Origin of the sequence: Streptomyces sp. NBC_00102 (genome assembly GCF_026343115.1) — a bacterium.
GTDB lineage: Bacteria > Actinomycetota > Actinomycetes > Streptomycetales > Streptomycetaceae > Streptomyces.
On record NZ_JAPEMC010000004.1, the window covers coordinates 268,943 to 285,136 of the forward strand.

The 16,194-nt window shown below is 67.5% G+C and carries 13 protein-coding genes and 2 pseudogenes; 13 read left to right on the forward strand and 2 right to left on the reverse strand.

Annotated features, from left to right (window positions below; all coding sequences use genetic code 11):
- Nucleotides 1-186: 186 nt before the first annotated feature.
- The 4 genes and pseudogenes from OHA55_RS34255 (at nucleotide 187) to OHA55_RS34270 (ending at nucleotide 2,787) form a co-directional block, all read left to right on the forward strand.
- Nucleotides 187-318 carry a hypothetical protein gene (locus OHA55_RS34255; protein ID WP_266713989.1) on the forward strand — a complete coding sequence of 44 codons (132 nt, stop codon included), beginning with the start codon at nucleotides 187-189 and terminating at the stop codon, nucleotides 316-318.
- A gap of 136 nt (nucleotides 319-454) precedes the next feature.
- Nucleotides 455-655 (forward strand): hypothetical protein, encoded by a 201-nt coding sequence (locus OHA55_RS34260; RefSeq protein WP_266713991.1) that lies wholly within the window; start codon nucleotides 455-457, stop codon nucleotides 653-655.
- A gap of 283 nt (nucleotides 656-938) precedes the next feature.
- A complete protein-coding gene (locus OHA55_RS34265; protein ID WP_266713993.1) occupies nucleotides 939-1,379 on the forward strand; it encodes a hypothetical protein in 441 nt (146 codons plus the stop codon).
- A 156-nt stretch (nucleotides 1,380-1,535) separates the two neighbouring features.
- Nucleotides 1,536-2,787, forward strand: a pseudogene (locus tag OHA55_RS34270) (IS3 family transposase).
- Between the two features lie 396 nt (nucleotides 2,788-3,183).
- On the opposite strand, the gene OHA55_RS34275 reads toward OHA55_RS34270, so the two are convergent.
- Together OHA55_RS34275 and OHA55_RS34280 are read right to left on the reverse strand one after the other, a co-directional pair.
- The gene (locus OHA55_RS34275; RefSeq protein WP_266712611.1) at nucleotides 3,184-4,104 is read right to left on the reverse strand and encodes an IS3 family transposase; all 921 of its coding nucleotides are present in this window, start codon (nucleotides 4,102-4,104) and stop codon (nucleotides 3,184-3,186) included.
- Nucleotides 4,092-4,382, reverse strand: a complete 291-nt coding sequence (locus OHA55_RS34280) for a transposase (RefSeq protein WP_266712609.1) — start codon at nucleotides 4,380-4,382, stop codon at nucleotides 4,092-4,094. Before OHA55_RS34280 ends, OHA55_RS34275 begins: the two co-directional genes overlap by 13 nt.
- 203 nt (nucleotides 4,383-4,585) lie before the next feature.
- On the opposite strand from OHA55_RS34280, the gene OHA55_RS34285 reads away from it, so the two are divergent.
- From OHA55_RS34285 to OHA55_RS34325, 9 genes and pseudogenes are all read left to right on the forward strand, one after another.
- On the forward strand, nucleotides 4,586-5,203 hold the full coding sequence (locus OHA55_RS34285) for a helix-turn-helix domain-containing protein (RefSeq protein ID WP_266712607.1): 618 nt from the start codon (nucleotides 4,586-4,588) through the stop codon (nucleotides 5,201-5,203).
- Complete coding sequence (locus tag OHA55_RS34290) at nucleotides 5,203-7,377, forward strand: hypothetical protein (RefSeq protein ID WP_266712605.1); 2,175 nt, start codon at nucleotides 5,203-5,205, stop codon at nucleotides 7,375-7,377. Before OHA55_RS34285 ends, OHA55_RS34290 begins: the two co-directional genes overlap by 1 nt.
- Nucleotides 7,377-8,093 carry a helix-turn-helix domain containing protein gene (locus tag OHA55_RS34295; protein ID WP_266712603.1) on the forward strand — a complete coding sequence of 239 codons (717 nt, stop codon included), beginning with the start codon at nucleotides 7,377-7,379 and terminating at the stop codon, nucleotides 8,091-8,093. Before OHA55_RS34290 ends, OHA55_RS34295 begins: the two co-directional genes overlap by 1 nt.
- A 255-nt stretch (nucleotides 8,094-8,348) precedes the next feature.
- On the forward strand, nucleotides 8,349-8,546 hold the full coding sequence (locus OHA55_RS34300; protein ID WP_266712601.1) for a hypothetical protein: 198 nt from the start codon (nucleotides 8,349-8,351) through the stop codon (nucleotides 8,544-8,546).
- 592 nt (nucleotides 8,547-9,138) lie between these two features.
- Nucleotides 9,139-10,557, forward strand: a complete 1,419-nt coding sequence (locus OHA55_RS34305; RefSeq protein WP_266712599.1) for a hypothetical protein — start codon at nucleotides 9,139-9,141, stop codon at nucleotides 10,555-10,557.
- Entirely contained in the window at nucleotides 10,554-11,354 is an 801-nt protein-coding gene (locus OHA55_RS34310) for a hypothetical protein (RefSeq protein ID WP_266712597.1), read from the forward strand. Before OHA55_RS34305 ends, OHA55_RS34310 begins: the two co-directional genes overlap by 4 nt.
- A 3-nt stretch (nucleotides 11,355-11,357) precedes the next feature.
- Nucleotides 11,358-14,243, forward strand: a complete 2,886-nt coding sequence (locus OHA55_RS34315) for a hypothetical protein (RefSeq protein WP_266712595.1) — start codon at nucleotides 11,358-11,360, stop codon at nucleotides 14,241-14,243.
- 27 nt (nucleotides 14,244-14,270) lie between these two features.
- Nucleotides 14,271-15,875, forward strand: a complete 1,605-nt coding sequence (locus tag OHA55_RS34320) for a hypothetical protein (RefSeq protein WP_266713995.1) — start codon at nucleotides 14,271-14,273, stop codon at nucleotides 15,873-15,875.
- A gap of 41 nt (nucleotides 15,876-15,916) precedes the next feature.
- Nucleotides 15,917-16,194: pseudogene (locus tag OHA55_RS34325) on the forward strand (hypothetical protein); the annotation flags it as partial.

A 16,194-nucleotide genomic window follows, 5' to 3' on the forward strand; every position in this document is an offset into this window, starting at 1 on the left:
AACCGACATGTCGTAGAGCCGCCATGAGCAGGGGGCAGGCCGGGACCGGGCGCGACGCGCGTCGGCGTTCCCGGGCGGCTGTCACCGGGGGGTGCGGTCCGCTCGCGGGACCAGCCCCGCCCGGACCGCGCTCATCCTGGCCCGCACGCCCTGTACGGGAACGACCCCCGCCGGACCGTTGGGGACGTGGGCGGGCTTGCCCCGGCACGCCCCGCCGAACCCGCCACCGTCGCCATCACACCCCAGGGCGTCAGCTGCGCCTTGACCGGAGGAAGCGTGCAGGACCACGTCAACCAGCCCCGCCCCGGCACCACGTAACACCTACCTGCCCAACGCCCAGGGCGTCATCATCGGCGAGCAGCAGCACTTCACCCAGAACAACACCGACGGCGTCGACCCCACGCTGTTCATCCAGCTCGCCGGGTACATCGGCCAGGTCAGTCCCATCCTGGGCATGCCCGGGACGGACCGCGTGGGACTGGAGCGCGTCGCCCAGGAACTCCACACCGAGGCAACCTCCGGCAACCCCGAGCCGGGCCGCCTGCGCCAGTTCGCCACCCAGCTCAAGGACAAGCTTCTGGAGGGCGCCTCCACCATGGCGGCAACGCAGGGAATCCAGATGGCTGAGCAGGCCCTCGCCGCGCTCATGCAGTAACGGCTTCGCACCACCACGGGCCCCCGGGGGCTCGCCATCGCCATCCCCGGCGACTGCACCACCCGTCGGCTGCGCCCGTGCTCTGTATCTGCCATCGCCGTGCAGGCCCCTGGTGAGGCAGCGGTGCACGGGCGTGATCGGCAAGGTTGCGGCCACTGCGTGCGATTACCCGACGGGGCCCGGACAGCTGTGGGTACGGTCGATCGATTTGACGGCTGGCGGTGACCGTCGGCGGGGAAGTGACCGGTCGGCGTGTCGTCGCATCGCGGGTGGGGGTGGTTCGGTGGGCAGCACTGAGCAGAACATCGAGGAACAGTTCGCGCAGCTTCAGCAGAAGGTCGGCGCCCGCCATGCCGAGGTCCTGAACCATGACGCCGATGACGACCAGTTCGCGGTGGAGTACGCCCGGCTGATGAACATCAGCAGCAGGTTGGTGGAGTTCGAGAAGACGATTCCCGAGCAGCTGGCCGAACCCGAGCGCCAACGCAGTGAGCGCATCGTGACGTGGTCTTGGCGCGGCCAGGCGGCCGTCGGTGCCGTGCTGATCGCGCTCGTCTTCGTCCTCGACCGCTCGACCTGGTGGGTGGTCCTGTTGGTCCCGCACTTCGTGGGCACGGTGGCCGGCTGCTTCCAGAAGGTCGATGTCGAGCAGCACCGTGACCGCCGCTTCGGAGCCGTCGCTCTGCACGTGATCGCGCTCTTGATGGCCCTCATCAGCCTGTGAAGTACCGCTGAGGTGCCATCAGACTGAAGCCGTTACTGTGCCAGCGCCGGTTTTCGTATCTGGGCGCGCTGATCTGCTGTGCCCGGAATTCTCTGGTGGCGACTGGTGAACCGCCCCGGGTCGAGTGGAGACTCAATTCCGTGAAAGGATTGAGTCATGGCACGCCCTTCCTCTTATCCCGTTGAGCTGCGCAAACGAGCGGTTCGTATGGTCGGCGAGGTCCGCGGTGACTACCCGAACGAGTCGGCTGCCGTGCGGGCGGTCGCCCAGAAGCTCGGTATCGGTTCGGCCGAGACCCTGCGGAACTGGGTCAGGCGGGACGAGATCGACTCCGGGCAGCGTCCGGGCACGACGTCGGAGGAGTCCGCGGCGATGAAGGCGTTGAAGAAGGAGAACGCCGAATTGCGCCGCGCGAACGACATCCTGAAGGCTGCGGCGTCTTTCTTCGCGGCCGAGCTCGACCGGCCACACACACGCTCGTAGCGTTCATCGACGAGCACCGGGCCCGCTTCGGCGGTGTCGAGCCGATCTGCCGCGTACTCGCCGAGCACGACTGCAAGATCGCCCCCTCCACCTACTACGCGGCGAAGAAACGCGCCGCCGAACCTTCGGCCAGACAGGTGCGGGACGCCGTCCTCAAGGACGCGATCACCGAGGTCCACGAGGCCAACTACCGTGTCTACGGCGCCAGGAAAGTCTGGCGCGAGCTGCACCGACAGGGCCACACCGTGGCCCGGTGCACCGTCGAACGTCTCATGCGCGAGCTCGGCATCACCGGCGCCGTCCGCGGAAGGAAGGTCATCACCACGATCCAGGACAGCAGCGTCGAGCGGGCACCGGACCTGCTGGACCGCAAGTTCGTCGCGTCGGCCCCCAACCGCTACTGGGTCGCCGACTTCACCCACGTCAAGACCTGGTCGGGGGTCGTCTACGTCGCCTTCGTCGTCGACACCTTCTCCCGCCGGATCGTCGGCTGGTCCGCTGCCACATCGAAGGAGACCAAGCTCGTCCTGGACACTCTGGACATGGCCCTGTGGCAACGCGACCGCGATGAACACCCCACCGGCGCGGCGAGTTGATACATCATTCCGATGCCGGGTCGCAGTACACGAGCTTCCGGCTCGCCGAGCACCTGGCAGCCGCCGGCATCGCCGCCTCGATCGGCTCGGTCGGCGACGCCTACGACAACGCCCTCATGGAGTCCGCGATCGGCCTGTTCAAGACCGAGCTGATCAAACCGGGGCGCCCCTGGAGGACTCTTTCCCAGGTCGAGCTCGCTACCGCGGAGTGGGTGGACTGGTACTGCCACCGCCGGCTCCACGGTGAAATAGGGCACATCCCACCCGTCGAATACGAGACCAACTACTACCGCGCGACCACGAAACCCCAGGTCACAACCGCAATATGAAGTCTCTACCGAACCCGGGGCGGTTCATGGTGACATCTGCGTGGTGGCGTTACGTGACCTGGCTACTGGACAGACTGGCGGTACTTCCTAAGAAGGGCCGGCCGTGCGAGCGGCGAGATGCTCGGTGCAACCAGGACCAATAGACGTTCCAGCGCAGGGCTGACCATGTCCATGCGAGACATGACCAGGACGGTCAAGAGAAGCGAAGCCGATCCGCCAGGACTGCGCTGAGCCGCCGCTCCGCAGAACGACGACGCGGTGGGCCCGAGCCTGGCCAGCCCGCGGACGACCAAGCAGGCGAAGCGCGGTGAAGTCCTTCGGCTCATGAGGCTCCGCGCCGCATGGTACGCCGGGGGATTGTCCGAGTGTCAATCCCCTCGAACTGTGGAGCCCTTCCTATGCAGCCAGCCCCTCGGTGAGGTCGGCCCAGTATTCGCGTTCGTAGTCGATCGGACTCTTGAAATCGCACACGCTGTGTAGCCGACGAGGGTTGTAGAAGTCGGTGATCCAGGTGGCGATCCTGATCCGGGCCTCGGCCCGGGTGGCGAAGGTGCGCCGGTGGACGTATTCGACCTTGAGGACGCTGTTGAACGCCTCGCTCACCGCGTTGTCGAAGCACGATCCCACGCGCCCCATGGACCGGAAGACGCCCAGCCTGCGGCAGGCACGGCCGAACTTCCGGGACGTGTATTCCGAGCCGCGGTCGCTGTGGAAGATCACTCCGCGCACGTCACCGCCCCGGGTGGTCCCGGCCATGTTCAGCGCGGCCACCACCAGGTCCGCGTCATGGTGGGCACCCGTCGCGTATCCGAGCAGGCGCCTTGAGAACAGGTCGATGACCGTCGCGAGGTAGATCTTGCCCTCACCGGTGACGATCTCCGTCATATCGCCGACCCAGACGAGGTCGGGCTCCTCAGCCGTGAAATCGCGCTTCACGTGATCCGGGGCAGCGGGCCGCTTTCCCTGTCTGGTCAAGCCCTTGCGGTGTTTCACCACGCGGGCGACCAGGCCGAGTTCGGCCATCAGTTTGGCGACGGTGTTCACGGAGACGTGCCAGCCCTTGCGGACCAGCAGAATGAAGATCTTCGGTGATCCGTAGGTGCCACCGGACTCCTTGAAGATCTCTCTGATCTCCTTGGTCAGCTGCTGTCGTCGCAGCTCACGCCCGGTGGGCTTACGGTTCCGCCACTTGTAGAACCACGACTCGCTCACGCCCAGCGCGCGGCAGGAGACGGTATGCGGAATGTTGTGCCCGGTCCTCTGGTCGCTGATCACCCCGGCCACGACGGCCGGGTCCGCGGCAGCTACTTCACCCACAGGACCATGCAGCGTTTGAGGACATCACGCTCCATACCGAGCTCCTTGTTGTCCTTTTTCAACTGTGCGACCTCCCGCCGCAACCGGGCGAGCTCCTCGGCCTCACTCTCACCCCGGCCGTTGCCGGCACGCTTGGCCCGCGAGACCCAGCTCGCCAGCGTCGTCTCGTTGATCCCCAAGTCCTGCGCGACCTCAGGGACCGCCTTCCCGGTCTCCGTCACGATCCGTACAGCCCCCTCACGAAACTCAGCCGTGAACACCCGACGCTTCTCCGCCATGACTCTCAACTTCCCCTGCAGTCACGGACTCCACGCTATGAGGGGAGACTCAGAGTACGGCTTTCCGACGGTGCCTCCCTGTCGTGAAGGCGCACGCCGCCAAAACGCGGTCGGACGTGAGCCTTTGACGCTCCTTGGCGCACTCGATATCGTGCATGTCGGATCAGATATCTGAGTAGACTTGACAAGGGAGGTGAGGTGCGATGCTGCTGACGACAGGGCAAGCGGCCGCCGAGCTTGGCATGGCCATCACCACCTTCCGTCGCCTCGTGCACGCTCGCCTGATTCCCGGACTGACCAACAGGGGGGTGCGGGTGATGGTCCCCCTGGAAGCCGTCCAGGCTCTGAGCACACGGCGTACCGCTCCCTTGGATGCCCTCACAGCATCGGAGATCGCCGTACTGCGCGTGGAAGCAGACCGGCAGACACGTGAGGCGGACGCCAAGAACCCCGAGCGGACCGGGTACTCAGCCACTTTGCAGACCGAGGAGATACAGAGGGCAATGCGGGGCTGGTGGCGTTGCGACGCTCCCAGCGTTGCGGCGGGCGGTGTCCTGCCCGTCACCGTCTCCGGATTCGTGGTCGCCGTTCTGACCGGTCTGGATCGGTGGGAGAGCAACGGACGGGGCCGTCACGCCTTCCCCGGCGCTGTCCTGGCCGGATACGTCACCGATCTCGTGCGCCCTGCCATCCACCTCACCGCATCCGTGGCCGCGGACCGCCAAACCGCCGAACTGCTCCTCGGATCCCGCCTGCCCTCTCATTCCGGCGGCCCGATCGCCTACGTATCAACCCGCAACGCCGACTTCGAGGGACCGTGATGGACGCCAAGGCCTACAACGCCGCCCTTGCCGACCTGCGCAAGGACCGCGACGAAATCAAGCACGCGAAGGCGGCCCTGGCCAAGCTCGAGGCGGCACGGGACAAGAAGATCCGTGCACTGGCCGCCCATGACAAAGCGAACGCGGAGCGGATCGCTCCTGCGGCCGGCCTGAGCCTTGCCGACATCGTCCACATCGCCCCAGCCCTCACCCCCAAGAGCCTCGCCGCCGGAGCTCCCGCACCCGACGCACAGGCACCGCAGCCCGACCAACCTGCCGGCACCGCGCCTCTCGCCTCCAGGAGCGCTGCACCGGCGCCTGGCAATCAGCCTGCCCCTCTCGTAGCAGCAGAGCAGCCCGGCCCGCCCGAGACGCACGTGCCTGCCCAGGCCGTGATCGCCCCCACCGCTCATCCCGGCCCTGCTGCACCCGGACCCGCCGCTGCAGCAGCGCCCGTCCCCGAGGCCGCCCCGGCGCGCGAGCTGCCGTCGATCCCTGAAGGCCCCGAGGGTGGCCGGTGGTTCACCCACACCCCGAACCTAGTTTCCACTCACCCGAACTTCACCCAGCAGGCCCGCTCGACCGTCTTCCTCGACACCATCACCGGGGTCCTGGTCCACCGTGACCAGACCCTGCGCCTGACCCTGCCCGACGTGGCGGCCGCCACGATCCTCCAAGCCGTCTTCCACGCCGCCCCGGAAGGCACCGAGCGGATCTTCATCACCGCCGGAGACCCCTGGCACCACCAGGCCGACCAGCACCCCTTCCTCAAGGACGCCGTCGCCGCCTGGCTGAACGCCCCCGTCACCGGGTGGCGGACCGACACCGGACGCGGCAAAGACAAGATGGCCGGGCACTTCGTCCACCCCCGCAACCCCGTCGGCCGCTACCAGAGCGACAACGGCCAGCACCACGTCGAGATCCGCTCGGTGGGGGAGTGGTTCGACCCCGAAGGCGCCGACCCCGCGATCGTCCGCGACGCGTTCGTCCTTCTCTGGAAGGCTCTGCGCACCCACTGGAGCGACGCCGTCTTGATGGGCTCCCCGTCCCAGACCGGCCGCGACCTGTGGACCCGCACCATCCCCGCCCGTGGCCAGCACGCCGACGGCTACCCGGTCCTGTCCGAGGAACTCCGCGGACTGCTCCACGCCACCGCCGGCCAGGGCCGTACCGAACTCATCACCCCGCCCCAGGTACCGGACAAGCTGCCCGCCCTCGCCGAGTACGACCGCACCTTCGCCTACGCCAAGCACACCTGGAAATCACCCGTCGGCACCCCCAAGCGGATCACCGCCGCCACCTTCGCCTCCTGGAGCGAGAAGGACCAGATCAAGGCCCTCTACGGCTGCGGCCACTGGCACGTCCGCGTCACCGTCCCCGACACCTGGAACCACGTCGGCATCCTCCCCGCCCCCGCTCCCGGCGACCGTGCCTGGCACTATCCTGCCAAGCCCTGCACCACCTTCACCACCTGGGCCGGCGGACCCGAGATCCACACCGCGCTCGCCAACCCGATCCAGCCCTGGCACATCGAGATCCTCGACGGCCTGCTGTGGGACGACGGCAAACCGCTCGATGACTGGTCGAAAAAGCTCAAGGAAGCCTGGTCCGCCCTCGCCGCCGAGGCCGGCCTCCACGGCGACCCCGCACAGCGCCAGGCCGCCCGCCTCGCCTCCCGCGCCGTCCGCTCTCTTCTCCTCTACGGCATCGGCTCCTTCGCCCAGCGCCCCCGCATGGTCACCGGCACCACCCCCCGCACCCACGAGCGCGACGTCCCCGCCGACGCCGAGATCGTCGGCTTCACCGACGAACAGATCACCTGGCAGCGGCCCACCGGCTTTACCCGCGACCCCAACGCCCACCCCGAATGGGCCGCCACGATCTGGTCCGGCGCCCGCGCTGCCCTGCTCTCCCAGCGCCACCGCGACGACAACACCTACGCCGGAGCCCTCCACACCCCGCCCGGCAGCGTCGTCGCCTTCCGCACCGACGCCGTCTACCTCACCCAACCCCAGGCCTGGCCCTACCACGGCCAACCCGGCGACTACCTCCACAAGGGCCACCTCACCGGCCCCCTGACCGCACCTACCACCGAGGATGAACTCCTCACCCTTCGCGACGCCGGCCGAGCCGCCCTCCAGAAGACGGCAGCCGCCACACCCAGGGAGGCCTGATGCCCCCGCGCACCCGCCGCCCCGCCACCGATCCGGAACTGAACGAGGCTGCCCAACTCGCCGACCAGTTCCAGGCCGCCGGCTTCACCAAGCGCGACATCGCCCGCATCATCGGACGGGACCCCTCCCTGGTCTCCCAGTTCTACACACGCCACAAAGGAGCCGCCTTCGTCCCCGCCCTCACCCACGCCTTGGCCGCCGTCCAGACTGCTGGCATCACCGACACTTCTGAACTCGCCGCCCTCGCAGCCCCTCACATCACCCGTCGCACCACCAGCTCCGGCGCCCGCGCCCGGGTTCGGACCAAAGCCGTCCTCATCACCCCCGCCGGAACCGGTACCGGCCGGGCCGGTGCCCAAGCCATCGCCTCCGGCGCCACGCGCCTACGCCCCCTGATCGCCGAAGCTGCCCGCCAACACCTCCGCCTCGCCTTCACCGTCCGCATGCCCAAGACCGGCTACACCCTTGCTTCGGGCAGCCGAACCGACTCCCCCGGCATCCGCCGCGACGTTGTCCAACGGGCCGACCACACAGAGGAGCGCTCCTACGGATCCGCTGTCACGGGAGGCTTTGATGCCGCCGACTTCGCCCGCCGCGTCGATGCAGCAGGCGGCGACGTCACTGGCGCCGTCCATAGCTGGCTCCTCGAAAACGGCCGCATTCACGAAGACGCCCACATCACGCACCTCGAAGTTCGAACCTGGCGCCCTCGCTGACTGCTCACCCCTAGAAGAGTGGGCCGGATGTCTCCGAGTGGTCATTCGCGATCAGGCAACGTATGACGTCAGGCGGGCGGGCTGCGTGCACGAGGGGATGCGGCTCGGCGGGTCAGAGCCAGTGGTCTCCCAGGTGGCCCACCGGATGCTTGCACAGTCCTTTCTTGCTTGCTGCGGGACATTCGTCCAGCCCGAGCCCGCGGGGTGATGCAGAGGCAGCGGGCAGCGCTCGCATGAGGGTCCGAGAGTCAGTCCATGGCCGGCCGCCTGCCACCAGAGCCAGTGCGTGGTGACGGGCAACTGCCCTTCAAGAACGAGGACATCCACGAGAGCGACGTGCCGGCAGGGGTGATACGCGGCCAGGTCGCATCTGAAGTACCCCTCACCGTCCAGAATCCCTTCAGCGCCCTGCGCGGCGAGCCGGTCAAGTTCGCCGGTGCTCAAAGTCAGTGATGCCGTGCACGTCATGGTCCGCAGAATGACACCCGGTACTGCGCGCGGCGAACGGCTGAACTGCTTCTGCAGGGTGCACTGCTGCGCAGGGATACACCGGCACCATATGTGTCCGGTGTGCGGGCGATGTCGGGCAGTGTCATGTCAAAGCACTGTCGACTCAGGCGAGTTCGCTTCGAGTAGGCGCCCTGCGCGCCAGGTGGGGGCGGGCACTTCGTGCGTCGTGCCAGCCCTGCCGTCTGAGCGCCACGACCATCCCCACATGCACGCAGCTTCCTCGCATGCACCCGCATGGCATCTACGTCGCCCTCGCCGATCTTCCACGACGGGCCAGGGAAAGACCGGCCGCTGCCTAGCGGCCGGAGTGGTGAGGGTAGTGGTGACCAGGGACGTTCTGCTTGGATCTCGGCCACCTTGACTGTCGGCTTTAGCCAAACGCGGCGCGTTGTCAGTGCTCCCCCTTACCGTTTGGAGGGTGGCTGAAGGACATGCGAACTTAGACACTGGATTCGCCCAGCGCATCAAAGCGTTGGCGTGCACTGCGCCCCTACACGACCTGGACGCCCGTAAGCCATCTGTTCAGTCGGCTGACTTGACTGCCTACCAGATGAGCGAGCTTGCGCTGCACGCGATCGATCTGGTGACTCTCGCGATGGATTTCGACGCCGGCGCTTCTCCGGAGCGGACCGTTGAAGATCTGTCCCGCTACGCCGCTGATCAGGCGCCGGACCGCTCTGCAACTGAGCACGAGCACGCCGCTGGGTGGGTGCTTGAGAACCTCCTCAACGTGGGATCGGCTGATCGAGGCTTCCGCGCGGTCTACGGGATGACGGGTACCGACGGGCGGTACGAGCGGCGTGATTTCGACTTCCGCCTTCTCGAGGAGGTTCCGGGAGCCGACGGCGGGATCTACCTGCGTGCTTCGAATGAAGCGGTCAACGTTCTTGTCGGTGCGCTGGAGGTTGACATCGAGTCGGCGCAGATCGCCGCGGATGTACGGCTGGAGACGCTGATTCGGCGTGGTCGGCTCTCAGACGCGCAAGCTGCTGCTCAGGCCGCGCGGTACCGGACGATCCAGTACGGCGAGATGCTGCGTCAGCGGCTCGAAGCCACGAGCCGCGACGTGCGTACGGTGGACTGGCTGACCGCCATGCCGACGTTCATCGCGGAGGCGCTTGAGCACATCGAGGCCCGCTGCCGGGCGGAGAACGCTATCTTGGTGAACATCACAGAGGCGCGTGACACCGCCGATACCCCTGTGCGCAAGCAGCAGGCTGCTGCGCTTGTGGGGATCGTTCGCGATTGCCTGCGACGTCACGAGCAGCTCCAGGCAGCACTTCAGAACGCCGGTCGGCGCTTTCGGGCTGAGCAGGACCGGCAGACGTTCGCACCGCAGCCCATGCGGGCGGACCTCGACCTCCACGCTCAGCTCCTGCAGCCGGCGCTCGCGTTGCCGGTGTGCGACGCCGACGGGGTGCTCGCCGCTTACTTCACGCGGGTCGTCGGACTGGCCGTGCGCCCGGCGTTGCGTTTGGCTGACCTCTTTACCCTGCTGGTGACTCCTCCGGCGGTCCGCGAGGTGCTGGGCAGCGAGATCGAGGAGCCGGAGTTGTCGGAGGCGGCAGAGGTACCTCGCTTCCCGGAGGAGTGCTACGAGCACCTGGAGTGGCTGCTGGACCTCGACGTGGAGGCACCGCGGCGTCTGTCCGGGCTGCTGGAGGAAGCTCGCGATCTGCATCCTGAGCTGCCGCTGCTCGTGGTGGTGCGGGTGCTCGCCCTCGCAGCGCAAGAGATCGGCCCGGCCGTCCGGCACGGCGCGTCTTCGGTGCTTCTCGCTGTGGACGACGGTGCCGTGCTGAGTGATCCTGAGTTTGCTGGCGCCGATCTCATCGTTGCCCGAGCCGGATTGACCACTCCCGCCGATGGCGACGGCGCAGGGCCTGAAGGGGCAGTTATGGGAGCCCTCTCCCGAGATCTGATGCCTGCAGGGCGGGAAAGGGGGGCTGCATGAGCGCCGCCGACACCGCCGCCGAAGCCTCCCGCCTCGTCGGTTTCGGCCTACGGCCCAAACTCGTCCCCTCCCGCGACGACGAATACAGGCGGCTGGTGCGGCGCTTTCGGAGCGACGACGAGTTCGCCACCGTCACTGCCGCCGTTGCCCGAGGACTGGACCTGGTCATCCTCGAGGTCACCGAGCGGACGGGCGTGGTCGTCGCTTCCACTGAGGAAAGCGTCTTCGCCATCCGGATGACCGACTATGCGCGTCGGACCGGCGGCGATGGGAAAGCACACGAGCGGGTGCTGCACGCACTGGCCCACCTGGGCGCCGCCACCCTCGCATTCCCACGCCCGGCAGACCTCGCCGACGAAACCTACCTCGGCCGGATCACCGCACAGGGAGTCGAAGCTTTCGTGCGCCAGGCCTCCACCGCTCTGGCCGAAACCGCCACGGCCGAAGGAGCGGACACCGACCCATCCAGCGACCGACCGGGCCTGGAGGCGGTGTGGAGGGTCTATACGCGCCGCGCCCAAACCGGGGCGACCGGCGATGGACGCAAACTCCATACCTCGACGACCGGCATCGTCAGCAAGGCCCTTGCCTTCCTCGCCGACCAAGGCCTGCTGGTACGCACCGGCGACGCGCGAGGCGGCACCTACCGAACGACGCCGCGCTACCGGGCACAAGTCCGGGAAGCCGGCGCGATCATGTTCGACGAGCTCCTGGCGCTCGGCATCACAGAGATCACTGATGGGACAGGCACGCTGACCGCCGTCGAATGGTCGCCCGACGGCATCGCCAAGCTGTAGGGGATGACTGTGTACGAACTCAACCGCGTCCGCATGTTCGGCGTCGGCCCGCGCGGTGCCCGTTTCACCGACGTCACCTTGAATCTCGCCGATGTGGGTGAGCCCATCGGCGGGGGGACGCTGTTCGACGCGCCTCCGCGCCGCCCCAGCCCCTATAGCCTCCTCCTTCTGGAAAACGGCGGAGGCAAGAGCGTCCTGCTCAAACTGCTCTTCTCTGTCATCCTGCCTGGGAAACGCAACACCCTCGGCGGCGCGTCCGAAGTACTGGAAAAGTTCGTCGTGGGCGAGGACGCGGGACACGTCGTACTGGAGTGGATGCACGTCAAAACCGGCGAACGCATCGTCACCGGAAAGACCTACCAGTGGCGACGCAAGCGCACCAGCGACGGCCGCAAGCTGGGTGAGGCATGGTGGTCGCTGCGCCCCAACGCCGCCGTCGAAGTGTCCACGCTCCCTTTCACCGCCGACGGCCGCCGCCTACGACTGGGCCACTTCCAGGAGGCGCTGGAGGAGATCGACCGCAACCACCCAGCCACCCAGCTGGCCTGGATCGGATCCCATCAAGGGGAGTGGCTCGACCATCTGCGCAGCCTGCGCATCGAACCCGAGCTGTTCGCCATCCAGCGCCAGATGAACGCCGACGAAGGGGAAGCGGCCAGCGCATTCAAATTCAAGAGCAGCAAGGAATTCGTCGACTGGCTCCTCACGATCGTCATGGACCCCGCCGACGCCGTCAGCGTGGCGGACAACTTCGACAGCTACGCCACCACCGTCGGCGACCGATCCGCGATGTTGATGGAGCGCGACTTCGCCGAAGGCACCGTAGCGGCGCTGCACCCCGTCGGCGCAGCGCACACCACGGCGATGCAGACGCGAGCCACACTGCAGCGCACGGAGCAAGACATCCACGCATTCAGCGCCCAAGTCGCAGCGCGCCACAACGCTGAACAGACTGCCGCCAGACGGCTGACCGGCGAGCACGCTGCAGCAGTAACCCAAGCAAGCGCATCCGAAACCGACCGCGACCGAACGCGCGACGTCGTCAACGAAATCCGCCGTCAGATTTTTGCCCTAGAACTCGCCGCCGCGGAGGAACAGCAAGACGCAGCGCAGCTTGCACAAGCAGCGATCGAGCTCGAACTGGCTGGCTGGACGGCGTCCGAGATGGTCGAAGCCCGTGACCAATCGGTTGCTCACGCACGCGCGCTCGAGCGCCAGATCGCCGACGCCGAGGAGACCGCGCGACCCGCTCTGGCCGCACGCGACGCGGCCGCGGCCCAGCTGCTGGCGAAACTCCACAACGCGGCAGCCCATGACCATGGGCAGGCACGAAAGCTCAATCAGGAAGCTGAGGAGTGCAAGCTGACCGCCAAGAAGGCGGACGAGCAGCGCACTGCCGCGCTGCGGGACGAGGAGAAGGCCCGCAGCGCACAGCAGTCAGCCCTGGCCGAAGTCAGCGAGACAGCCCGCGCAGTAGCCCAGGCCATCTCCGACGGTCTCATGCCGGCTGGCTCAGACGTGCCCGCCGCGGCCCAGGAAGCCCACGCGAAAGCAGCCCTCCTCGAAGACACGCTCGCTGCTACAGAACGCAAGGCCGCAGAGGTCGCACGGAAGCTCAAGGACGCTCAAATCCGCGCCAGCGAAGCCGCCGGGGCGCTGCTGGACAAAGAGCGCGAACAGCAGCCGATAGCACAACAGTTGCAGGATCTGACCGCCCGCGCTTCGCGACTGGCCGCCTATGAAGTCCTCGCCGCCGCCCTAGCAGTAGACCGTATCGACACGGCGACCCTCGACGCATCGGCGGAAGCACTCGCTGGCCAGCTCGCCGAAGACATCGGCACACGTGAAGAACGGCTGGACGGCCTACGCGCTGTACAGAACGGCGACCACCGTGTTCTCACCGCGCTAGGCGACGGCGGCCTGCTGCCGGCCAGACCTGAGGTCGAGGTCGCCGTCGAGGTTCTGCGGGACTCAGGCGTCGCCGCCCACACAGGCTGGCGCTACCTGGCACAAAATGCCTCCGCCAGCGAACGCATCACCCTCATCGCGACACATCCAGAACTCGCCGACGGAATCGTGCTCGTCGACGCAACGCAGCTTCCCCAGGCCCGCACCGCCATCGCAGCGGCAAACCTGCTGCCCGCAGCCGCGATTGCCGTCGGCACCGGTGTGCAGCTGCTCACCGCAACTGATCTGACCTCAGCCCGCTTCGTGCTCGAGACCAACCCGGCCATGTTCGACGAGGAAGCCGCCGAAGCGCGCCGGGCGGAGCTGCGCGAGGACATGAAACGCCGCGGCCAGGAGATCGCGACACTCGCCACGGCGTTGCACCGCAGCCGCGAAGTCGCCGCCGAACTCGGTGCCTGGCGCAAAGCCTGCCCATCCGGCCGTCTTACCGAGCTGACGGAGCAACTCCTGGCCGCAGACGCCGCCGTCGCCACAGCGAAAGAGCAGGCGCAGGCAGCAACCGCAGACGTGGAAACCTGGGCAGAGCGCGACGCCGTCTACCCCGCTCAACTCGCCCAGCTGCGCACACAGGAGCGGGCCGCCGCAGACACAGCAGGCGCTCTCGAACGGCTCACGGCCAAGGTGGAGCGTGCTGCCGAAGCACAGCGGCGAGCCGGCGAGGCTGAGCAGGCCATGGAAACGGCTCGCCGTATCGTGGGAGAGGCAGCCGAGACCCGGGAACAGAAGCTGACACAGGTCGAAGAGGCCGTGCGGGCGGCAGAGAACGCCCGAGACCGCGCCGAGCGCCACCTCGTCGCGGCATCCGAGGTCGTCACCGCCAGTGGCGCCATCGCTCCAACCGTCCCGAGCCAAAGTCTGCTGGCCCTCCAACAGGCCTACGAAGCCGCAGCCGACGTCTACCGCAGCCTCGAAGTCGGCTAAGACCTCCGAGCAGAGGCAGACCGGGCCATGACCGAAGCCGCCCGACGCCGCACCGACCTTGAACGAATCCCACCCGAGGCGACCGCTGAAGCCGAACGACTGCTCACCACACCCGCCGGCGCCGACCGCGCCAGCCGGCAGGCCGAAATCGCACGGGCGAACCGAGACAAGCAGCGGCTGACTACGACCATCAGCACTGCGAACGAACGCGTCGGACAACTCCGCAGCGACCTGCGCACCGCTAGCCCCGCCGACCGCGACCGCAACGTGTGGATCGTTCTCCCCGAGACACGCCGCCCTGCCTCCGTCGAGCAGGGACGCCAGCTTTTGGAAACAGCCCAGGCCGAGCAGCGTGCTGCCCAAGACGCCCTCGAAATCGCCACGCGGAACGTTGCAGGCCTGCAACGCCACATGCAGCAGGCAAGCGAAGCTGCCCGCAGCTTCCGTGAAGTGCTCCAGCCTGTACAAGCGACCCTTGACGACACCTCCGGTCCTCAGGGAGCACGGCCGACGACGACGCAACTGGGCCCCGACACCGTCGAGCCCTACCAGCAGTCAGCGGAGAGCGCCCGCGATCAATCTGACCGGATGCGACGCGATCTGCGTGAAGCCCGCGCCGCCGCCAGCGACGCCACCCACGCCCTCAATGGACTCGTCGACGGAGCGGTCCGCTTCGTCGGTGACATCCGGTTCGAAAAGACAACGAACGTCGCCAGGCGGGCCATCATCAGCCTGGGACGAGAACAACTGGGCGCCCGTGCCACAGAATTCGCCGATCAGCTCGCGCAGCGGCTCGCCACACTGAACACGGATCTGGACAACGCCGGCAAGCATCGCAAACTCATCGTCGAGCGACTGGCCGCGCTCACTGATGGGGCGCTCAAGACCCTACGGACTGCAACACGCCTGTCCCGACTGCCCTCCGGGCTCGGTGACTGGGAAGGCAAAGAGTTCCTCCGCATCCGCTTCACCGATCCTGACCCCAGCCTGCTCGCCGCCCGCATCGGCGAACTCGTTGACGAGATCGCCGCCTCCACAGCAGCCCGCCAGATCGGAGCCCGCGGCAGCGCCCCCAAACGGGACGGCATCGCACTCCTCCTGCGCTCCGCCGAAGCCGCCGTTCCCAAAGGCTTCAGCGTCGAAGTACTGAAGCCAGACTCCGTCCTGCGCGACGAGCGAGTCCCGGTCGAGCAGATGAACACAGTGTTCTCCGGAGGACAGGAACTCACGGCCGCGATCATCCTGTACTGCACCATGGCTGCGTTGCGAGCCAACGAACGAGGCCAGATGCGCAACCGTCACTCCGGCGTACTGTTCCTCGACAACCCGATCGGCAAGGCGAGCGCCTCCTACCTCCTCGACCTGCAGCAGGGCGTGGCCTCAGCCCTGGGCGTCCAACTGGTATACACCACCGGACTGTCCGACGACCGCGCCCTGGCAGCGTTCCCGCTATGGATCCGGATGCGAAACGACGCCGATCTACGAGCGGGACTCAAGCACATCCGAGTGGCCGACACTGTCCGCGCCCAAATGCCACATCCCTTCGAAGACGTCGAAACCGCGACCCCCGGCGCAGCACCGGGAACAGTCACCGCAGCCCGGGTCTACCGCCGGCCCACAGAGACGCCATGAACCCCTCCACCTCAGCCAACGCCACACTGTCCCCACGAGCCATGAGACTCGCCGCAGCACTGGAGGAATGGCCACGACGAACCCTCACCCTCACAGAACTCTGGGAAGTCTTCGCCATCGCCGACGCAGCCTCCGCGATGCGCCCCAGCCGCCGTACGGACCTCGCTGAGGCCATCGAAGCGCTCACCGCCGCAGGCTTGATCAGCTGCTCCCACACCAAGGACACCTCGGCGACCCCCGCGCTGCCGACCCGCCTCAAGCTGCCAGCCCCTCAACCCTCACCCACGGCCGCAGCAGCCGCCCAAGCGATAGCGTGGCG